This is a genomic window from Microbulbifer mixtoriginis (SeqCode), assembly GCF_052466765.1.
The window spans coordinates 421597-441446 of record NZ_CP174289.1 but is presented as its reverse complement, the minus strand read 5'-3'; the positions used below and the strand labels follow the sequence as shown (position 1 = coordinate 441446).

Annotated in this window: 18 protein-coding genes and 3 pseudogenes; 13 read left to right on the top strand and 8 right to left on the bottom strand. The window is 44.7% G+C overall.

Annotated elements, in window-relative coordinates; translation table 11 throughout:
- Positions 1-246: 246 nt before the first annotated feature.
- Complete coding sequence (locus ACJJIV_RS01845; protein ID WP_444890537.1) at positions 247-753, top strand: GNAT family N-acetyltransferase; 507 nt, start codon at positions 247-249, stop codon at positions 751-753.
- A 361-nt stretch (positions 754-1114) separates the two neighbouring features.
- Here the strand turns inward: ACJJIV_RS01845 and ACJJIV_RS01840 are convergent, their stop codons facing one another.
- Complete coding sequence (locus ACJJIV_RS01840) at positions 1115-1942, bottom strand: DUF2306 domain-containing protein (RefSeq protein ID WP_444890536.1); 828 nt, start codon at positions 1940-1942, stop codon at positions 1115-1117.
- A gap of 190 nt (positions 1943-2132) precedes the next feature.
- Here ACJJIV_RS01840 and ACJJIV_RS01835 point away from each other — a divergent pair, with 190 nt between their 5' ends.
- The 5 genes from ACJJIV_RS01835 (at position 2133) to ACJJIV_RS01815 (ending at position 5855) form a co-directional block, all read left to right on the top strand.
- The gene (locus tag ACJJIV_RS01835; protein ID WP_444890535.1) at positions 2133-3404 is read left to right on the top strand and encodes a sensor histidine kinase; all 1272 of its coding nucleotides are present in this window, start codon (positions 2133-2135) and stop codon (positions 3402-3404) included.
- Entirely contained in the window at positions 3404-4078 is a 675-nt protein-coding gene (locus ACJJIV_RS01830; protein ID WP_444890534.1) for a response regulator, read from the top strand. Before ACJJIV_RS01835 ends, ACJJIV_RS01830 begins: the two co-directional genes overlap by 1 nt.
- Positions 4065-4517, top strand: a complete 453-nt coding sequence (locus ACJJIV_RS01825) for a hypothetical protein (protein ID WP_444890533.1) — start codon at positions 4065-4067, stop codon at positions 4515-4517. The genes ACJJIV_RS01830 and ACJJIV_RS01825 overlap by 14 nt, the downstream gene beginning before the upstream one ends.
- A 524-nt stretch (positions 4518-5041) precedes the next feature.
- Positions 5042-5473: a DUF1877 family protein gene (locus tag ACJJIV_RS01820; RefSeq protein WP_444890532.1), complete on the top strand. Its 432-nt coding sequence runs from the start codon at positions 5042-5044 to the stop codon at positions 5471-5473.
- Positions 5474-5606: 133 nt separating this feature from the next.
- Positions 5607-5855, top strand: coding sequence for a hypothetical protein (locus ACJJIV_RS01815; RefSeq protein ID WP_444890531.1), 249 nt, complete (start codon positions 5607-5609; stop codon positions 5853-5855).
- Positions 5856-6562: 707 nt separating this feature from the next.
- On the opposite strand, the gene ACJJIV_RS01810 is transcribed toward ACJJIV_RS01815, so the two are convergent.
- On the bottom strand, positions 6563-6997 hold the full coding sequence (locus ACJJIV_RS01810) for a PACE efflux transporter (RefSeq protein WP_444890530.1): 435 nt from the start codon (positions 6995-6997) through the stop codon (positions 6563-6565).
- 101 nt (positions 6998-7098) lie between these two features.
- Between ACJJIV_RS01810 and ACJJIV_RS01805 the strand changes: the two genes are divergently transcribed.
- Positions 7099-8004: a LysR family transcriptional regulator gene (locus ACJJIV_RS01805; protein ID WP_444890529.1), complete on the top strand. Its 906-nt coding sequence runs from the start codon at positions 7099-7101 to the stop codon at positions 8002-8004.
- Here ACJJIV_RS01805 and ACJJIV_RS01800 read toward each other — a convergent pair.
- Positions 7999-8880, bottom strand: coding sequence for an SDR family oxidoreductase (locus tag ACJJIV_RS01800; protein WP_444890528.1), 882 nt, complete (start codon positions 8878-8880; stop codon positions 7999-8001). The two genes, ACJJIV_RS01805 and ACJJIV_RS01800, sit on opposite strands and share 6 nt — an antisense overlap.
- Before the next feature lie 539 nt (positions 8881-9419).
- On the opposite strand from ACJJIV_RS01800, the pseudogene ACJJIV_RS01795 reads away from it, so the two are divergent.
- The 4 genes and pseudogenes from ACJJIV_RS01795 to ACJJIV_RS01780 all read left to right on the top strand — a co-directional run bounded on the left by ACJJIV_RS01795 (position 9420) and on the right by ACJJIV_RS01780 (position 13379).
- Positions 9420-9829 (top strand): annotated as a pseudogene (locus tag ACJJIV_RS01795) (GFA family protein).
- A 185-nt stretch (positions 9830-10014) separates the two neighbouring features.
- A complete protein-coding gene (locus ACJJIV_RS01790) occupies positions 10015-10614 on the top strand; it encodes a dihydrofolate reductase family protein (RefSeq protein ID WP_444890527.1) in 600 nt (199 codons plus the stop codon).
- A 1333-nt stretch (positions 10615-11947) separates the two neighbouring features.
- Positions 11948-12943: a serine hydrolase domain-containing protein gene (locus ACJJIV_RS01785; protein ID WP_444890526.1), complete on the top strand. Its 996-nt coding sequence runs from the start codon at positions 11948-11950 to the stop codon at positions 12941-12943.
- A 10-nt stretch (positions 12944-12953) separates the two neighbouring features.
- Positions 12954-13379: a hypothetical protein gene (locus tag ACJJIV_RS01780; RefSeq protein WP_444890525.1), complete on the top strand. Its 426-nt coding sequence runs from the start codon at positions 12954-12956 to the stop codon at positions 13377-13379.
- On the opposite strand, the gene ACJJIV_RS01775 is transcribed toward ACJJIV_RS01780, so the two are convergent.
- From ACJJIV_RS01775 to ACJJIV_RS01760, 4 genes are all read right to left on the bottom strand, one after another.
- Entirely contained in the window at positions 13331-14557 is a 1227-nt protein-coding gene (locus tag ACJJIV_RS01775) for a phosphatidylserine decarboxylase (RefSeq protein ID WP_444890524.1), read from the bottom strand. The genes ACJJIV_RS01780 and ACJJIV_RS01775 overlap by 49 nt on opposite strands.
- Positions 14558-14583: 26 nt before the next feature.
- Positions 14584-16344: a flavin monoamine oxidase family protein gene (locus tag ACJJIV_RS01770; RefSeq protein WP_444890523.1), complete on the bottom strand. Its 1761-nt coding sequence runs from the start codon at positions 16342-16344 to the stop codon at positions 14584-14586.
- A gap of 71 nt (positions 16345-16415) precedes the next feature.
- Positions 16416-17618, bottom strand: coding sequence for an FAD-dependent oxidoreductase (locus ACJJIV_RS01765; RefSeq protein ID WP_444890522.1), 1203 nt, complete (start codon positions 17616-17618; stop codon positions 16416-16418).
- A 102-nt stretch (positions 17619-17720) separates the two neighbouring features.
- Positions 17721-17921, bottom strand: a complete 201-nt coding sequence (locus ACJJIV_RS01760; protein WP_444890521.1) for a transposase — start codon at positions 17919-17921, stop codon at positions 17721-17723.
- Positions 17922-18208: 287 nt separating this feature from the next.
- On the opposite strand from ACJJIV_RS01760, the gene tnpA reads away from it, so the two are divergent.
- Both tnpA and ACJJIV_RS01750 read left to right on the top strand, forming a co-directional pair.
- Positions 18209-18571 carry an IS200/IS605 family transposase gene (tnpA, locus tag ACJJIV_RS01755; RefSeq protein WP_444890520.1) on the top strand — a complete coding sequence of 121 codons (363 nt, stop codon included), beginning with the start codon at positions 18209-18211 and terminating at the stop codon, positions 18569-18571.
- Positions 18572-18807: 236 nt separating this feature from the next.
- A pseudogene (locus ACJJIV_RS01750) lies at positions 18808-19074 on the top strand (transposase); the annotation flags it as partial.
- A 12-nt stretch (positions 19075-19086) separates the two neighbouring features.
- Here ACJJIV_RS01750 and ACJJIV_RS01745 read toward each other — a convergent pair.
- Positions 19087-19734, bottom strand: a pseudogene (locus tag ACJJIV_RS01745) (IS30 family transposase); the annotation flags it as partial.
- Between the last annotated feature and the right edge of the window lie 116 nt (positions 19735-19850).

The window sequence follows — 19850 nt, the reverse complement described above, 5'->3', positions numbered from 1 at the left end:
TCCCAGTTGTTATTCTTTACCGTTTCGGTATTTTTTACCAATCTCTTTCTTTTCTACCGGTGCTCAAACTGCGGTGGGCATTCCTTGATGAGTTCGCTTGGAAAGTGGCTTAAAGCCGGAAGGTAAGGTTGGGGCCTGGGTTGTGTTCTTTGTATAGTAGGTATGATAAATTTTGTAAATGTAAAGATGCATAATATAGAACAGCTATTTTTGAATTAACTGTTAACCTCTTTAAGAGATCATAAATTGAATATTAAAATTCGTAATGAAAGTGGTGGAGATGCTGAGACAATCCACCGAGTTACAGTCCTAGCATTTCGGGATGCTCCACATAGTGATCACACTGAGCAGCTTATTGTGGAGGGGCTTCGCAATGCAGGTGCATTATCTTTATCTCTGGTGGCTGAGTCAGATGGAGAAATTGTAGGTCACGTTGCCATTTCACCAGTAAACATTTCTGATAACTCGACCAACTGGTTTGGACTTGGGCCGATTTCAGTACTACCTGGGTATCAAGGAAGGGGAGTTGGCTCGAAACTTATGGGGAAAGCTCTTGCAGACCTTAAAGAAAAGGGGGCAGAGGGTTGTGTAGTACTTGGGGATCCTAATTATTATGGGCGCTTTGGCTTCAAGGTGATCGATGGATTGGTTTTGCCAGGGGTTCCAGCAGAGTACTTCCAGGCACTGTCATTTGGCAGCAATTTTCCGCAGGGAGAGGTTGTGTACCACGAGGCATTCTCGGTTCAAGGTTAAGAATCGGCTACACAGCGACTGACTTTCTACCGTTTTGCGGCTCTGGGCCGACGCGTGGCCTGAGTCAAGCACGGTTTATACACCGTTATTTGCTAGGGTTGTCTCTATAGAGATTATTAAGGCTCTTTTTGGGCCTCCTTCCTTGGAGAATCTACTTTCAACGCTTCCCATTGCCTGCTTTCGCTCGTTTCCGATACGTACATAGATCTCTTCTTCGGTTGATAGTCTTGGCGATTTATATTCTTATTTGGCGGGTGCCTAGGTTTGCCATTCGAGTTTTCCTACAAAGTTGAATTTACGAGTCGTGAACCTCTACAGCCAAATCCGCGTAAGAAATCCACGATTATCAGCTCGATTAACCTTAGATCCGTGGCAACCACATTCCCATCGTAGCGGCAAAAATACCAATGGCCATAAACACAGTCAAAGGTATCAGGGTACTGACAAAAGCAATCTGGGTACCTTGTGCGGTTCCACGCTTTTGACAGTGAAAATACCATTCCAGCATGGCCAGTGGGAGCAGGTATTGGCCGAAACCCAGTGCATACAGGAATGGCCCGGTAAAAGATTCCCAGTCGACCCCCCAGCCGCCGGTGAGAATTGCCCAGCCCATCAAGGCTACACGAAAGAACCACACCGCACTGGCAGCCATAAATAGGCGTAAGGCCCAGCGACGGTGCTCAGCAAAGCGTCTGGCCATCGCGGTACGCACCGCCAGAAAGGCAAACACCAAAATTAGTATGCCGTCCATGGTGATACTGATCTGTGATACCAGATTGCCAATAGTGTGCCGCGTCCAGGTCATGTAGAGCCCCGCAACACTGGCGATGACGGCAGTCAGCAGATAGCTGCGTCCCAACCAGCGATGGAAGTTGGGGGCATGCCGTCGGACCGAAGGGATCAGCTGCAGGGGCCCACCGCCGATTACAATTGCGGCCAATAGCACGTGGCTCACCGAAGCCAGGTTGCCCCATGTATCTCCCTCGCGGAAGCCTGCCGGAAGGTGCAGTCCTTTCAAGCCGTGCACTCCCGATTCAGCAATGGGTGGGTAGAAGACGGCCAGGATATAGGCAAAGAAGATCGCATGGCCGATGGCCGCGATGCAGAACCAGGTTTTTACTGACAGGCTAACGGCCCGCCGGGTGTCGAATGACCGCGGCAGTGTTTGGCTGAGTACAGCGTCGTTCATGGGGTTTCTCCGGGCGTTTATGGTACGTGCTTGGGCTGAATGTGCCTGCCGGGCATGTTCGGTTTTTCCAGACACACGCACATCGGCCACAGGCAGGAATCGTGCCTCCCCCAAAAGGTGGAGATGCGACTGCTCCCGCCTCCCCCGAAAGCCCCATGACAGCTGATTGCGCCTGGTTTAGCATGCGGAAATGAAATCGTCGTCCCTAAATACACCTGCGCCGAACCCGCTCAACACCAGCTCGGAACTACCCAAGCTTCCGGTGTGGCAGCCCTTCCGCGGGCCATTCGAACGCTGGCCGCACCTGACTGATCTGCTCATCGCCTTGCTCATGTTTTTGCTGACGCTACTGATGTGGTCGCGCGACGAGGCGCGGGAAGTGCTGGCCATGCAAAATCTGGGGGATGTTATTGCTTTCCAGTGTGCGTTCATTGGCTCCTTCGCTCTGTTGTGGCGTCGCACACACCCCTGGCAGGTACAGGCCGTTATTCTCGGCGCAACAATATTGCTGGAACTGGGTTTACCGGCGGATGGCATCGTTGCCATGGCGGTTTCGCTGTATAGCCTTGGCCGCTACGAGGCCAATACCCGAGCCAGCTTTATCGGAGTCATCGCAACGCTGGTTTTTGTGGCTTTTGATCAGGGGATTCCGGTTCAGCCAACTGCGGCAGGCACGGTAACGGTGATGCTGGTATGGGCGTTGTGGTATATCGGTCGCCGGCTGCGTTTTCGCGGCGAATATCTGCGCTTGTTGGAAGAGAGGGCCAAGTATTTGGAGCGCGAACGCAATGCCGAATCCGAGCGTGCGGTAGCGGCCGAGCGCTCCCGAATCGCCCGCGAGATGCATGATGTGGTGGCACATCAGGTGAGCCTTATGACCGTGCAAGCCGGTGCCGCCAGGGCCATCAGCCGCAATAACCCGCAAGCCGCCAGTGAGGCCATGGCTTCGGTGGAGGCTGCTGGCCGTCAGGCCATGATAGAAATGCGCCATTTACTTGGCGTACTGCGCCCGGCCAATAGCGACACCGCGCTCACGCCGCAACCGGGTCTCAATGATTTACCAGCTCTGATTGAAAAGGTCCGGCAGGTGTTAAGCGAGGTCGACTACGAAACCCACGGCGTGTTGGAGAATATACCTACCAGCGTCGCTCTCACCGCCTATCGTATCGTTCAGGAATCTCTCACTAATGTCATCAAGCACGTTGGAGCCGCTGCGCGGGTTCAAGTGAGCCTGCGCGTAGACCATGAGACTCTAGTGATTCGTGTAGCCGATGATGGCAACACCACTGGCGACCGGCCCATGGTGGAAACAACTATTGACGAGCAGCCTGGCGGTGGGCACGGCATTGCAGGCATGCGCGAGCGCGCGGAATTGCTCGGCGGCCATCTGTATGCCAGCGCAGTAGATGGTGGTGGTTTTGAGGTATATGCACAACTACCCACAGGAATGGTGAAAACATAATGTTGCGAGTGATGGTGGTGGATGACCAGGCTTTGGTACGGTGTGGTTTTGCGCTGATCCTGAACAATGAGCCCGATATTGAGGTGGTCGCCGAGGCGGGTACCGGCATTGAGGCAGTTGAAGCCGCACGAGCGCATCAGCCGGATATCATCCTGATGGATATCCGCATGCCGGAGATGGACGGGCTGGAAGCCACGGCACGCATCCTGGAAGCTAGTGATGCAACTTGCCGTGTCATTATTTTGACTACGTTCGATCCCGATGAATACGTGTTTCGTGCGCTGAGGGCAGGGGCCAGTGGCTTTGTGCTCAAGGATATTCCCCCAGAGGCGCTGGTGCAGGCAGTACGCACCGTAGCAGAGGGCGGTGCCATGCTTGCACCCGGCATCACTCAACGCCTGATCAGCCAGTTCGCACAGAAATTGGGGGCAGGGCGCAATCTGGCAGAACGCCTGGAGCGCCTCACTACTCGGGAGCGCGAAGTACTTGAGGCTATCGCCGCCGGCAAGAGCAATGCCGAGATTGCGGAGGCCCTGTTTATTGGGCCCGCCACCGTGAAAACCCACGTTTCAAGCCTGCTCTCCAAACTGGGGTTGCGCGATCGTGCACAGGCGGTAGTGTTCGCTTACGAATGTGGCCTGGCCACAGTAGGGGAGCGCGATGTCGGTTTCTAGATCAATACGCGCTTTGCAACGCAATGCACTGTATCGGCTCGCTGCCATCGGCGCAGTAATTTTGGGGCTGTTCCTCACCCTCGGAGCTCAAGGTCACTTTACTGCCGTTTGGCCACTGGTAACCAGCGACGGAATGGGTTTATCCCGTCGCTTGCTGTTGATGTTGCCCGGCGTGATGCTCGCCGGCACCGCGGTGTTGAACTTCCTGCTCTGCAAACCACTCTGGCAAGTACGTGGCTACGCCCTCAACGTTACGCTTGCGGGTAATCTGCTTGCTATGTGCTACTTGTTCTACCTGATGATACGCGGCGTGCCCAATCACCCTATAGGCGTTTTTCTCGCATTGGAGATGTCTTTTGTATTACTGCTCGTAGCAACAAGGGCGGGACTGGTCTGGCCTGCGGTAGCAGAAGCGCCGGTTGAGAAGGGCATGCAGTAATGTATACGCTCGGGGATTGCACTAGCTACCCGGCACCTTAAACCTCAAGCTTGTTATTAACTTGCTAGCTTCTTTCTGAAGTCAGACAAATCGATTTCTCTTTGTACTTTTGAAGCCCTAACCGGGTTGTTTTTGGAAAACAACTTCACCCGTCAAAATGATTTTGATCACCACCAAAACTTTCAAAGTAAAACACCTGTCCGCTAGTATTATCACGAAGTGACTCGAAAAGAATCTTCCCGGTAAGTGCATTGCTTTTTCTCCGAAGCCCGATCGATAGCTTCCCGCATAAACTTTGCTGAAACAAAATTTACCTGCTTGATGATTAATGTTTAGACCAGCAGATCCTTGTTCAGGTTTCTATCAAAATCTTTCCCTAAATATGTATACCCGTTAAAGAAGGCTTCTTGATCCATCGTATATTTTTGTGTGATCTGGGTGATGAGCTTTGGAATTAGGGAGTAGCATGATATTTAGATGTTACTTTTGAGTTAACAGTTATGTGCCTTAGGTAAATTACGAGTATGGGTTTAAGAGCGACTCTTTATCAGATCACGAAGGAACAATATCGAGAGACCGGTCAAGGTAAGAGCTATGTAGATGGAATAGATGAGTCTGTTACGCCTCTATCACTTGGTAGGTCTTGGGGTTGCATCAGTTATCTGATAACTCAAGATGAAAATGCATCATTTCTAAATACCGGCAGGCAATGTGAAGATGTGTGTGAACATTGTGAAGCTCACTCACCTGAAGCTATTAGTAAGCTTGCAACGTATTTAGACGAATGTGAGTCGTCAGCGATTATGCAGCGTTATGATTCACATACTTTGCGGCACTTAGGTGTATATGAAGCTGATTACCCCAAAATAGATATTAGTAACTACCTAGTTCAGTTTACCGATTTTGTTCGGTCCGCAAAAAACGTGGGTAACGGAATATTGGTGGTAATATGCTAGCAGAACACAACAAATTTATCTTAGAGTCTTTTGTTGCTAAGCTTCATTTTGAGGTGGTCACGCCATAGTACCTCAAACTACATTTCATAACAAAAGTCCTATATAGCCATGTCAAATGATCCATGGAGAGTAGATGAAATTATTCCTCATTAATCTAATCGGCTTAGTTGGATCATGGTATTTGATTGATCTTGCTTCCGAGAAGCCGCTTAATTCTACTTTTGCCCCGTTTGTATTTGCAGCTTTTTTTATATTCAGTTTGCTATGGTTTATTGTGAAGTTTGGAGTGACTCAGCGCTCTGGCTTTGCTGGTGACTCCGGAGGTGGTGATTCTGGTGGCTTTAGTGATGGAGGTGGAGGGAGTGGTGATGGTGGGTGTTAAAGCAATTAACAAGCCTATATTGTTCGTCGCTATCGAAGTCGGAGTGTTTAACCACCGCAAATATGAACGTTATGTATCAATAGTAGAGAATTATGAGTACTCATAAATTTGTTTGTTATGAATATTTGCAAGCACTCAAGTGAGATCTAACAGATAATTCAATGGTTTTGTGCTCCTCATGTGGCGCTGAGTGCATGTACCTTGGAATAAAAATACCTACTCCCCCAGAATCCAAACCTAAAAAATGGGAAGGGCTTAGGGTACAATTCCTGAGTATAATTTTTAAAAGGCGCGTTTACTCGACCTTCGGCGGGTCCATGCTTGGGTTATATTTTTAGGTGAGTTGTGATAGGGGCAATAATTTCAAATTTTCGGTATTTTTTATATAAACCAAGTTATTTGCAATTCTTTGTACGTTTGCCATGTTTTGTAAATCAAACGGAAGTTATGCCAAGTATCAAGTCAATACATTTGTTCTCTTAATTCGGTTCGTGGTGGCAACTCTCCCTATTGGGTGGATGCTGCTTTGGCTCAATTACTCTGAGTCTGGCAGAAATGGGGAGCCAGGATTATCATTATTTTTTTATTAACTGGTATAAAATATAATAAGAAAAGGAAAAATGACAGATAAATAGGTATTTGCTTTTGACGTAGTGTATTTTAATTGGTACCAACATTTGACCTAAAACAGACTGCTGAGCAGATCTTCAGCGTTTGTGTGTAGTAACTCGAAACGAGCTATGCAGCCTATCGAACCAGTAGTTGAATACATAGGTATATATCACGATGTAAATCACCATGACTATCTCAAGCATAAATGCTTCTAGGGTAGTCAGATTAAAGCTCCAGGCGATTACTGGCAATGTCAGTACCAACATACCCCCCTCAAACAATAACGCATGTATGGCTCTAACGATAAATGTCTTTTCTGGGTTTTTACGTATATTCAATAAGTACCAGTCAAAGGCGTGATTGAAAATCATATTCCAGACCAACGCAAATAGTGATAGTCCAGCAGCAATTGCCAGCGACTGGTGTACCTCCAAATCAAACATTGGAACCACTAGTAAGCCACCCGTGAGCAGCAGAAAAAACTCGTAGGAAATTGCTTGCACTAAACGATTCTTCAATGAATAAGTCATCAACCATACTCACTCTGCTTGAGAAAATATGCTTGAATGATATATAGTTAAGTTAGATGGGAAAAGTTAGATACCATACATTAAACAGATAGATTGAGTGAATGGCAGTTTCTATTGAACAACTGGAAGCATTTGTAGCTACTGAGCAGGCTGGCTCGTTCTCAGCGGCTGCACGTAAATGTGGAAAGGCACAGTCGGTAATCAGCTCACTGGTATCGAACCTGGAGGTTGACTTGGGAGTCAATCTATTTGATCGAAGTCAACGATACCCGCGATTGACGGACGCTGGTGAGTCACTGCTGGAACGCGCACGGAATCTTATCGAGCAACGTGAGCGATTGATGGCGATCGCACAGGGGTTGTCTCTGGATGTCGAGGCCCGGTTGACGTTGGCTATTGCCCAGCATGTTCGTATTAAAAACCTGGGTGGACTCTTTCAAGAGTTTGAGACCAAATATCCGAATGTTCAAATTACGCTCAGAGCGGGAAGTGTTCAGGATGTACAGACCTGGGTTGAAGGGGATATAGCCCAACTCGGGATTATCACACAACTGGATGAAGTGCCCGCTGGATGCGATTTCAGGGCCCTGGGCCATCTGAAGCTTGCAGGCATCGCCTGCGTTGATCACCCGATTGCGAGACTCACTGAAGTTACCTGGGAAGACCTGAAACAATACCGGCAAATCTTATTGCAGGAGTTTGAGATATCCAGCCAAACTCGCTGGCTGGTGTCTCCCGACGTGTGGAGTGTGTCACGGGTTGATGATGCACTTGACCTTGTTGAGGCCAATTTGGGCTGGGCAGTATTGCCACTACACGTGGTTGCGAAGGGGATAGCGGCGAAAAAACTGATACAGCTTCCCCTAGTATTTGAGCAGGAGAAAGAGCTGTCACACGGTGTAGATATTATCTGGTCCAGTAAGCGTCCACTGGGTCCCGCAGCCACTGATTTGATGAAGTGGCTGAGCACAGAGGACGCAATACTGAACAAGGATCAGTCGCTATGAAGCGTTTGACAGATCTCGGGCAAAATCTGTGATAGTTGTATCTGGTTTACCTAACACCTGCCAAGTTTTTTGACTCACTGGTTGCTCCTTTAGCTGTTCTACGTAAGTCAGCATATGCTCCATGAATACTGCCTGTTCTTCGGGCAGTCCCATTTCTGCAATGGCGGCGATAGGGTGGAGGACAATTTCTGTTCCCGGAGAATAGCCCTCGACAAACTTCTTGGCTGCTTCAGGCAAAGACATCCCCTCAGTACCCTGAACCGAAAAACTCTGGTTGTAAGCCATCTCATTCCCGATAGCATTACCGATCATCTCTGCCAGATCTGTTGTATTGGTGTAATAGATAGGGTGAACATGATTACCGATGATAGCAAATTGATCGTTCTCAATGAATGTAGGAAAAGTATCCAGGAAGAACGAACAGAAGAAGAAAGTGTAATCAATGCCAGAATTTTTAATGGCCTCTATACCTGGTTTACGGATTATATTGGTCTCATATTCTAGGCCCTTGTCTGCTAATTCCGGGTGTAGATAATCAATACCCGCAATCTGCATAATGTGCTGCACACCAGTGACCTTTGCAGCCTCAACGATATTAATCACTCCTTCACGTTCAGTGTGAAAGGGTAAGCTAGGGTCAAGTGACGTAGTATTCAGGGTAATATAAAGCGTTTTGGTACCAACCAGTGCCGAGACCAAGCTCTCTTTGTCCGAGACATCTGCTTCGAGAAGCTGGATACTCTCCGGGAGGATAGTGCGGGCGCTAATTACGTCCCTCACGATCGCAGTTACCTTTACACCTTTATGATCCAGTTTTCGTGCTACCTGACGACCTAAATGGCCTGTGGCGCCAATAATCGTAATAGTTTTCTGCATGATTCAACCTTTAAAGTAATGACTGAAGTAGCCCATACTTTGCCTAAGGAATAAAAAATCTTACAGTTATGTACCATCTATCAAACAGATACTACAGCAGTTTTCACTGCATCAATGTATCTAAGCGGCCGACAGGTTTTAGGGGGTAATTAATTTAAAGTGGGCCATGACTGACTACTCTTCAGTCTAAATACTAAAATCTCGTCTGCATCAAATTTGAAATTTGTGATTTCGCCTTCTGATTAAATGATCACCTAATTTGGGTGGCGGGTGTCATCGGGTATTGGTACTCAGTTTATTTTGCTAATCCATTTATTATTAATGTATAGCAAGTATTCCATTCGTTATAGGTTTCTTTACCACATAGCAAGTCTCTTAGAATAACTAGCGTCCATTTATCGCCAAATACATCCAGTCCGTTCACGATAGGGCAATCGGAACGCATAAATTGATCGTCAAGGCTCGTACACGCACACTTATACATAAAAAATGAAATGGTAGATTAGTGACTTCAATTTCGTAGGTAATGGTAGAAATTCATGCCCAAAACATCCGGAGAGTGTTTGTACCGTTTTATTAGTTATAATTGCTCCGAAGAGCCTGTAATGGCGGGGCATGGCCAATGTACAGATTGCCAGAAAGTTAGAGCCGCAGGACACATTGCCGATATTGCTGTTCCTCGCGGAATTTAATCATAAGCGGTGATCTTGCGTTTTATGTGAAGCAGGCGGATAGTAGAAATACAGTAAGGAGGGGGTTTTGTCCTCGCTGTGGTTCGCATAATTATGCAGAAAAAGGTGGTATGCCGTGGTTAGAATTTGTCCATGCCGGAAGTCTTCATGATTTGGAGCAATTCAACCCTACGATGATCGTATATGAAAGTAGCGGCGAACCTTGGGATAATCTGGACCCAGATTTACAAAAGATTGAAAAAGTGCCAAAGATGTAATTGTAGCCACTCGGGCCAGAGGCCTACAAGACAGTTCGAGCTATGTCTAGTGGGTGCTTATTACGTTCCTGCTTGTTTGAGATTGTTATTAAGCGGCGTTTTATACAACGTTTGAAGATTTGTATTTCTACGAGTAAGCCTGCATAAGATGCCATAAAGGATTTACCCCTCGAGAGAATCAGCCAATGAGAAATTTAGCCATATTGATATTTCAAACTCTTGACGGTGTAATGCAAGCACCCAGTATACCCGAGGAAGATTTTTCAGGCGGCTTCCGTCATGGAGGTTGGGCAAAGGATTGTTGGAATGATGTTATGGAACAAGTTATAAAGGAGGCAATGTCGGAACAGTATGACCTGCTATTAGGCCGTAATACATATAATTTATTTGCCTCAAATTTTGCCAGTGCTGAACCTGATAGCCCAGTAGCAGACAAACTAAATCGGGCAAAAAAATACGTGGTGACATCAGGTACTGATGACCTAGCATGGAATAATTCCTTCAAACTAAAGGGCTCTAATACAGCTGTAGAGGTCGCCAAAATTAAAGAAATAGATGGGCCCCTGTTACAGGTACACGGTAGTTGGCAATTAGTGCAGTTACTTCTTAAGCATAACTTGGTAGATGAGCTTAGACTTTGGACCTTTCCAGTAGTTGTTGGTGAAGGAAAACGCTTATTTGAAAGCGGTGAAATTTCGTCGAAATACAAGCTCATAAAATTTGCGACATGTTCTTCAGGAGCCTTTATGCACTTCTATCAATCACTAGATCGCAGTGCAGTATGAAATTTTACTTAGATAGACACTCACTCGTATGGTCTCTGATGCAAGGCAATATATTTCTTTTCTGGTTGAGTAATTTTCGCGGTTAACGCAAAAGTGAATCCACAGAGTAACCAGTGTTGCAAATGGCACTCGACGAGATTAAAGGGCATATTGAGCTATTTACAAACCAAATGCAAAATGATGGTTTAATCGACGATGAAGATTTTAGGTAGAATACTTCATAGCATATCTCATCTGAATAGATTGTAAATGGCAGAAATCAGACTGGTAGAATCGATCAAGATTTGCACAATGAGTTGTTTGAAACCCCAATCGATTTCATCCCTTTAGGTTAAAAGGCATAACCGGTCAATGCATCAGTAGGTAAACAATGCAGTTACTGACTTAGGTGTTTGTGCGATATCTGTATCTTACTGTCTAATACAGTTTTATCTTCTATTGATAGGACTCGGCTGGAGTTTCCTTCCTTGAAGAGTTTGTTCTCAACACCTTCCAGTGTCTAGTCCTTGTTCTTTTTTACGCTCACGTAGATCTCTTCTTAATGGACAGGGAGAGATTTGCGGGTGTGTATGTGTACCAGTACCCATGCTGTAAGAGTGAAGCCTTTAGAAGAGAGGCCTGGGAATTTGTTCTTTGGGGAGAAATAAAAGAGTGTGTAGGGGTGGAAAGTGGCTTCTTGGTCCTCTTTATTTTAGTGTATGACCAGGCTGATAAGCTTTGGAATGATAGAAAAGCGTGATATATAGATATAGTTTCTGAATTAATTGAAAAGGTATTTGATAGTGTGGCTCTAAAATTGTTGCCTGGTAAGCGCAAAGCCATACGGATCTTCAAAAGGGATTTAAGACGTAAATTATCAAATGATTGGGGTAATAAAAGAAAGTATTTAGCCTCTGAGGTAGCTAATGGTGTTCAAAGCCACTATCCCAAATTATCTAAGTATCAAATGTACACAATGAACAAGCAGCTGCTATTCCCTTGCCAGACAAAGAGCTGGGAGAACAAGTTGGAGCGGCCATCGTATGTGTAGACAAGGCGCCAAGCCGACAGGGATTGCGTAACTTCTTAACCGAGAGGGGCCTGGCCAACCTTAAGCTGCCAGAGTAGCTTTATGTGTTACCGGTTACCGCAGTCGGTAAAGTTGACAAAAGAAGCTTCTGGAATTCAATTCTTAGCGCCTGTTTCAATAGTCAAGTTGTCGATTTTAATTGGCTAAAAATTAGTAATTGTATTCATCAGAGGTTCAGAAAATAGTGAAAATAATACTATCGATATAGAGCTGTACGGCAGACTTTTACTCAGTCAAGTAACATTCAAGAAAGGAAGCTTTGGCATGGAATATCGTCATAGAAAATCAGTATTTGCTCAACCTCTCCTCTTATTCACGCTATTAATCTCCAACAATGGAAATGCTGTAGATACTAATGCTTCAGCGATTTATCGTGATAGTCCGGGAGTATACAAAGAGGTATTAAAGCCAGGTAAGAAGCATACTATTGATCGTATGATTAAAAAGTATATGCTGGACTACAGTATTCCAGGCATGGCCGTAGCTATAGTTACCAATCCAGAAAAGCCTGTTATATGGTCTAAAGGCTACGGTGTAAAAAGTCTTGAAAATAATGAAAGGGTTACCAGGAATACTTCATTTTGGCTGGCATCCATCAGTAAGGTAGTTATGGGTACTGCTATGGCCATAGCGCAGGAGGACGGCTATCTCTATTTAGATCAGGAAATTCAAAACTTACTGGGTGAAGATGACTTTAACATTGACAATCCAGACTCCTTACCTATCACCATTCGAGACCTCGTAACTCACAGCTCGGGAATTAAAGATAGCGTGGCTTACCGGTGCAGCTACTATATCGATCATGGTGACGGTACTCATACAAAATTGTTCAACTTAATAGAGCCTGGATTCTGTCCAGATAGCAGCCCAATTACACTGGATGGATTTCTCGGTGCCTATTTGGACAGTGAGGGGGAATTTTACGATTCCAGTAGTAACTTCACGGGCTTACCACCCGGACAAGACTACAAATACTCAAATATCGCCGCAGCATTAGCAGGCTACTCAGTGGAACTTAGCTCGGGCTTAACTCTGGCTGATTACGCAGAGCAAGAGATTTTTACCCCTCTTGGTATGCACAATACCAGCTGGAGTTTCTCCAAGTTAAACCAGAGCAACCTGGCAAGCCCTCATACCACAGTTGATAACACTCTATCTTCAATTCCATTTTATGAGCTCGCAACCTGGCCAGATGGTGGCCTACGGAGTAGTGCATTTGATATGAGAGTGGTACGGAAGAGATTACGCATGGCAAGTTGATGGTTCTCTCTTGGATGATACGTTGATTGCAGATGGTGACGATGTAATGCCTTATCTTTATGGCCTAACGGGAGATGACGTCATTATTTTTGGGGCTCAAAAACATGGACTTGCTGTAGGGGGTCCTGGGGCAGATTATTTAGAGCATACTAGCGGGAAAGGATTCTTGTTTGCAGATATGATTAAGTTCGAAGATCCAACAGTTGATGATGGCGAAGACGAATGGGCGGATGTTTTGTTGAGCAGTTCTTCGGATGAGAACTGGATGGATGGCGGAGCTGGCGATGATATTTTAATCGTTAAAGAAAATGGACAATCTTGCCTGGCTGGTGGGAGTGGGTCTGATTGTGCCCGATCAAGCATAGTGTTAGAATCTGTAGTTATGGGTCAGAACCCACCCCACCCCGACGGGCAAATACTTATATCAGTCCCATAATGTCGATAGTGATCGCAGGTATTAATGTCTGGTGCCTTTCCTTCCTGGAATATTAAAATTATATCGGAGCCTCCAAACAAAAAGTATCCAAACTCATCTCCTTTTTCTACTTTGCCAGGTTTTGCTGTCATCTTCACTGAAGAAACCTGGCACATTCCCACGGGGACAACTGCTACAATGCCTATATCACCGCAGGGTGAATTAGAAGTGTCTATGGTCACAATGCCCCGAGCTTGTGAAAATTCGTAACCACCCTCTGAATTATCGGGGGCATCAAATTGACCCTTCAGTAAATTTACATCCAGATAAGTCAGCCCTTGGACGGCGTAACATTCTTCCATTGTTCCGGCTACAGGTGTATGAAACCTGTGGTATGAATAAGGCCCTAAAAAATAATGTACAAAAGTTCCGTTGGCAAATGCATTGGCGTATTTACTGCCTTTTAGTAATTCAGGAATGCTTGCAAAGGTGTGTGTTTTCTTAATTGTAATTTTTTCAATAGTAGAGTCTGAGTGAATATTGTAGTGTTTTCTATAGGTACAGTCTGCCGCTGATGTAACGACTGAATTATTGTTCAGGCCTGCAATGGGTCGTAAACCTTTGTTGAGTTCTCTCGAAAAAAATTCATTAAAAGATTTCCACCCTCCAGGTTTATTAGGCTTTCCGTCAATCATAGAATCCTGCAGCCGATATTTTGGCGAGTACTTAATAAAAGATTCTAAAGTTTCTTTACTAAATGATTCGGGGGTATCCAAAAAGCTTCCCCATAAACTGGCAAAGCGAACTAACCAGAGAGAGAACCAATCAATGTTTTGCACGATCTTAGTGTTACTCGGTCCAACGGTTTGGTCGATGAGATAATAAAAATGACACAAGCGATCATAAACTTCCTGAGAGTTTTCTGTTTGTGAGATTTTCCAGGCTGGATTATCGCTTTGTTGTGGAATCCATCGAGAGAACTCATATAAATACTTAATATAGCTTTGTATATCAGTGGGCCACTGTAAAGCCTTATATAATTGAGAATCCAGACCACTTTTACCGTGCACACTAGCCTTTTGTAAAGAAGATATAAGTAGCTCAAAAAAAAGGGGATCCAAAGATGCCTTTTTATTGATGAAGTCTATCGCTTCTTGAGAGGTGCAAATTTCTTGAGTTATTCTCTTTGCTGTTTTCATATTTATAATGTTCTCTTTATTAATGATCAACATGTGCAAATTAAGGGGTAATCGTTCGTATCAATAATAGATTCCAAATCTAAATAGTCGACTAACACAGATTCTGCTGAACAAAAAGCACCTTCTACCCAAGCTTGATCATTTGAGAAAGCTGAGCCGACTAAAAATACATTCTCATTTTGACCATTTACCATGCGCGCTGGAGTTCGAATTGATTGCATCACATCACCAATATTATAGTGAGCCGCCCAGGCGTGATAGCCAGCACCAAATGGATTTAATCCCCAATCCATAAATACTGTTTCTTTAGGGTGCGGTATTTTGCCAGCATCGTTGGGGTCGCCATAATGAACCTTGGCAAGTTGTAGTAAGAGCATTTTTTCCATTTCAATCGTTGCGACATGGCCGCCATCAAGTGGTTGGGTATCTTGTGAAATAGCCTTCATGCGACTTTGACCAGTGCTGAGTTCTAGCTCGCGCCAGAAGCCAGTAAATCGCATATCATCATAGGATGCCAATAATCCGTAGATTTGTGGCTTTTCACATCCAGATGCATTATTCCCAAAATAATATATTTGTTTTAATGGTACGTCGGTAATGGTGGGTCCAAAAACATTTTTGTCTTTTCCGCCATTTTGTAATTTTGGTGGGTACAGGGCATCCTGCCACCAGGGGCTATCGAAAAACATAGCGACTTTATAGGAAGGCTGCTCTACGACTGACTCCAGGTAGTTCATGACTTTAGGATCATTCAGAAAGTCTGTCTTCTCAGGTGCTGATTCAAATCGAGTAGCTTGTGCAACTAATTCAACTGAGGCAGGCGGCATTGCCATAAAAACATAATCAGCGTTATAGGTACCCTGTAGAGCCTTGTTGGGATCAGATGCTGAAGCCAACCTAAAGAGAGGCTTATCATGTTCTAACCAGATTGAATGAAGCCTTGTTTCTTGTTTAAGTGTAAATATGATTCCAGCACTTTTAGCAGCACTACTGGTTTGCTGAAATAATTCAGCAAATAAACTAGAGTAGCCACGCTTCAATGTTTTAAAAGTCCCTCCAGGTGCAAACTCACCATTGTATACAGCTGCGTTTGCAGCATTCCAGTTAATAACATTCGAAGCATAGCCTCCCGCATCAGAGGCATACTGAAAGCCTTCGCTGCCAGCCTGATCATAAAATGCATTCCAGTACCCTATGTTTCTGGTCGGGTCGCCGCCTTTATAAACAAAGGAGTTAAATTTATCAGAGAGAATCCCCTGGTCGTAAAAAGCGCATTGCTGTTCACGAGTATTAAGCTTCTCATTGCCGATAATTAATTCAGATATATGGCTAAACAGTTTATCTGCTGGTTTTTCATTATTCCCTGGTGTTGCATAAGGTGCCTTTACATTGCCTCCTTTTGAAATGAGCTGGTTTTGATAAAAATGTTTACCACGCAAATAAAACAAAGGATTATCTGTTGTAATAAATGGCTCAACTTCATCATCCAACTTAAGATCGGCAATAGTCTTGGTAACTAATCGATGACCTTCTTTTTTACTTTCATCCCACTCAATAAAACGCATGCCACCAATTTCTATATAACTATTGTCAGATTTTTTCTGATAATGATGACTGCAAACTCGGCCAGATGGCGAACGTCCTTGCCCATCACCATTAAAGTCATATTTACCCCAGTCGTAGAGATCTAATTGGTCACCAGATTTAATCTTGCCGCTAGTAACTAGTCGCCATGCGGTATATAAACCTGATGGGCCTGCGCCGAATATTTTATAAACTTTAGACATGTTATAATCCCTGCTTGTCAGTAGGGTGACTTTTTCGAGTGCTCTTAGTTGATTTGTTAAATTAGGTGCGGCTAATTTTTACCTTCTTTATCCCAGTCGATTTGAAAATTTGCTTGAGCTATCGAATATTTTCCATAATCAAACTTAGTAACGTCCTGCTTAAGCATCTGATTAATCATGTCGCCAAGAACAGGAATATATTTAGCCGCCCAACCAGCAGTATAGGTCACGATATTTTTATGATTTGGGATAGTGCTTGGTGCATAGTCTAGCAATAACTCCTTGTTTTGATTTTTAGCCAAAGCAATAAGACAGGTTGCTGTAAACCTAGGAGTGGGGTCTAGTCCGGTCATATGTTTTTTGACCCATTCAGAGTCAAGAGCAAGGCTTTTTGGGCTAGGAATAAAAGTTCTCTCACAAGGGTCACTCAGAATCTTGTCAGGAAAATCAGTCGCCACCCTTATATAGCCGCCATGGGACCACTCTACTTCAGGGAAACCGTAAAATAATGCTCTGTTTTGAGGCTTTTGAAATACAAACCAGGTGGGTAGCTGTAATTCCGGGTTGGTTTTTCTAAAATAGGCTGAAGACATTTGCCAAATATTTATCTCCAAACCCAGGCCAAGATGCTTTAATGTCTCGTTTGCATAAGGACCTGTGCAAATGGCCAACTTCTCGCAACTATATTTTGCAATCACGCTAGTGATTTCAATTTCACCTGAATCGAGAGATTTAATATTTGTGACTTCTTCGAACTCTCGAATATTGACCTGGCCACTATTAACGGCAGCATCATAAAGTGCTTGCTGAGTCGCTTTTAGATTGATAATTCCACCATTGGGCTGAAAGAAGCCTTCGTAGTTTTTCGGTAAATCTTTAAAAGCATATTGATGTTGAATCTGAACTGCATTTAGATGTGTATAAGGTATATTTAAAGTATCCATCACATTTTCGGCTGCTTTGATGCCACCTTCCTGCGAGGATAAACTAGGATCACCAAACCACAAGCTGCCATTTTGGCGAACTAGAGTAGAATTGCTGTGTGACTGCAGTTCGGCCCAAAAACTCTGCGATGCGAGCGACAGCTCTGACATATATTGTTGTGTATACTCAAGCCTAAACTGTCTAGATGCACCCGCAGAACTACCTTTGTCGTTTAAGATGCCATATTTTTCTAATACCAGTACTCGTAGTCCACGCCGACTAGCATGGTATGCTGTGGAAAGACCGATAGAACCACCACCAACAACTACCAAATCGTAATTATTGCTCATAATAGCCCCTTTACTATTTAGATAGTCCGTCATAAATTGAGCAACCAACCCTATTACTATCTAGGCAGCAGAAAAGAATATAGTCGGATCTTGAAAAATATTTCACAAGTTTCTATTTTTCTTGATGCTCTGCAAATCTGTATTTACCCGACTCAACAGTGCCTTAACTTTTATTAGTGGTTTCTTTGATGTCACTATATTCCTCATATGATTCCAAACCAGTTCATCTGGGTTTAAATCTGGTGAATATGGCGACAAGAACACCATTTCAAGCTTTCCAACCTGTGAACTGACATACTGCAATACTTTCTTCGATTATTGTACTGGGTGCCCTTCAATAATGAGAATCACTGGTTTTTCCTGGCTTCTATGCAAATTTTGAAGCATTCTACGCACTTTTCTGCCGTGATTTTCCCACTGCAATTATGATGCCAGATACCACCTCTATTCGATAAAGCTTAGACCGCATTAATTAATACATAGGTAAACCACCGCCTCTGGCGGTGAGACTTGGCAGGGCTCTGCCGTTCCGGCATGCAGAATAAAAAATATGGCCTCCTTTAAAGAACTTGCCTGTTCATGGAGGCCATATGCGAGATTGGCAGTGCCAAGCTCACGTAAAATATTATTGCAGGTACCACGTAATATTTGTGCCTAAGTATCGAAAAAAAGCATTATTTGGAACATTGAGGCGGGAGATCGGAGCGATATTTCGAGACTTATGCCGTCAAAAGGGTATTGAGTTGATTGAGGGGTGCGCAATGAGGGATCACATTCATATGTTGTTAATGATTCCTCCGAAGTTCAGTGTTTCCAATACGGTTGGGTTTTTGAAAGGGAAATCTGCGATCCAGATATTTCGAAAGTACAAACATGAACAGAGAAATTTTTCAGGGAGCCACTTTGGGCCTGGGGATACTGCGTTAGTACAGTGGGGCTCGATGAGCAGATGATTCAATAGTATGTCAAGAATGAAGTGGGTGAAAAGCGTCGTCAAGAGCAGATGCAGCTGGCGGGGTGTTGCTGATTGACTGTCATTTACCACTAATTTTTACCACTGGATTTTTTCCTTTTGCATACTTACATCCATTACTTCTAGTGTCTTCGCAATAGCGCTAAAGGCTTTTTGATCCTACCCATCAACGATGGACACTCTCTTAAGCGATAAACTACGCAGCAGAGGTGCTCTATGACAAGATCAAATAAACCAACCAAAACTACTCGTAAACAATACTCAAAGGAGTATAGGAAGGATGCCCTAGCACTGGCGCTCAAGGTCGGGGTAAGCGTTGCGGCTAAACAGCTTGGATTGCATCCTTCCCAGATTTACGGATGGCGAAGTAAGGCTAAGTCACATCAGAGCCGAGGGGATGCCGAGAGAGAGCTGGCCACAGAAAATGCTCGACTTAAGCGGCAGCTGGCTCAGCAGGCAGAGGAGCTGGCGATCTTAAAAAAGGCCGCTGTAGGTTCAACCTGTCAAGGCAACCCCCTGTTTAATAACCTGTTTTGGTGTCGCAAAGCTCAGTGTTTTTCTTGGCCTGCTATTAAGCTCGTTAGCAACTTGATTGAGTTTCCTCTGAGTATGCTGCGCCAAGCATGTCTTTTTTGGAAAGTACTGACGGATTAAGCTGTTGGTATTCTCATTCGTTCCCCTTTGCCAGGGGCTCTGAGGATCGCAGAAGAAGACAGGAACACCTGTCTTTTCCGTAAATTCAGCGTGCTTCGCCAGCTCCATTCCTCGGTCCCACGTCAGTGATTGGCAAAGCTCTTTTGGCAGTTTTTTAAACTTAGCAACAAGCGCCTGGTTCACAGAATTCGCATCTTTCCCTTTCAACTTAAGAATGATCGTATACCGCGATTTTCGATCAACAAGCGTGGCAATATGAGTGTTATTTGAACCTGACACTAAGTCACCTTCCCAATGACCTAAAACACATCGTTCTTGTATCTCCTGAGGACGCTCCCTTATCGATGTACCGTTGACGATGTTGATAGTACCGCGCTCGCCTTTACGTGAATGTTGTTTGCTGTGACGAAGACTGTGAGACCGACGCAAATGCTTTACTAGCTTATGATGAAGTGCTGAATGCACACGGAAGTACAGTGTTTTATAGATAGGTAAGCGATCTTACCAGATCGTAGGTGAGAGTTGTATTTAGAGTACTGGGATAGCACCGCTGAATGCCTGGTCATGGAAGGCTTAAAGGATTGCGTCATCAGCAGATAAATATA

What these genes read in the sequence shown, in the direction of transcription:
- ACJJIV_RS01840 (WP_444890536.1), bottom strand. Translation starts at nt 1,942, where the DNA reads ATGAACGACGCTGTACTCAGCCAAACACTGCCGCGGTCATTCGACACC.
- ACJJIV_RS01835 (WP_444890535.1), top strand. Translation starts at nt 2,133, where the DNA reads ATGAAATCGTCGTCCCTAAATACACCTGCGCCGAACCCGCTCAACACC.
- ACJJIV_RS01830 (WP_444890534.1), top strand. Translation starts at nt 3,404, where the DNA reads ATGTTGCGAGTGATGGTGGTGGATGACCAGGCTTTGGTACGGTGTGGT.
- ACJJIV_RS01825 (WP_444890533.1), top strand. Translation starts at nt 4,065, where the DNA reads ATGTCGGTTTCTAGATCAATACGCGCTTTGCAACGCAATGCACTGTAT.
- ACJJIV_RS01820 (WP_444890532.1), top strand. Translation starts at nt 5,042, where the DNA reads ATGGGTTTAAGAGCGACTCTTTATCAGATCACGAAGGAACAATATCGA.
- ACJJIV_RS01815 (WP_444890531.1), top strand. Translation starts at nt 5,607, where the DNA reads ATGAAATTATTCCTCATTAATCTAATCGGCTTAGTTGGATCATGGTAT.
- ACJJIV_RS01810 (WP_444890530.1), bottom strand. Translation starts at nt 6,997, where the DNA reads ATGACTTATTCATTGAAGAATCGTTTAGTGCAAGCAATTTCCTACGAG.
- ACJJIV_RS01805 (WP_444890529.1), top strand. Translation starts at nt 7,099, where the DNA reads ATGGCAGTTTCTATTGAACAACTGGAAGCATTTGTAGCTACTGAGCAG.
- ACJJIV_RS01800 (WP_444890528.1), bottom strand. Translation starts at nt 8,880, where the DNA reads ATGCAGAAAACTATTACGATTATTGGCGCCACAGGCCATTTAGGTCGT.
- ACJJIV_RS01790 (WP_444890527.1), top strand. Translation starts at nt 10,015, where the DNA reads ATGAGAAATTTAGCCATATTGATATTTCAAACTCTTGACGGTGTAATG.
- ACJJIV_RS01785 (WP_444890526.1), top strand. Translation starts at nt 11,948, where the DNA reads ATGGAATATCGTCATAGAAAATCAGTATTTGCTCAACCTCTCCTCTTA.
- ACJJIV_RS01775 (WP_444890524.1), bottom strand. Translation starts at nt 14,557, where the DNA reads ATGAAAACAGCAAAGAGAATAACTCAAGAAATTTGCACCTCTCAAGAA.
- ACJJIV_RS01770 (WP_444890523.1), bottom strand. Translation starts at nt 16,344, where the DNA reads ATGTCTAAAGTTTATAAAATATTCGGCGCAGGCCCATCAGGTTTATAT.
- ACJJIV_RS01765 (WP_444890522.1), bottom strand. Translation starts at nt 17,618, where the DNA reads ATGAGCAATAATTACGATTTGGTAGTTGTTGGTGGTGGTTCTATCGGT.
- tnpA (WP_444890520.1), top strand. Translation starts at nt 18,209, where the DNA reads ATGCGAGATTGGCAGTGCCAAGCTCACGTAAAATATTATTGCAGGTAC.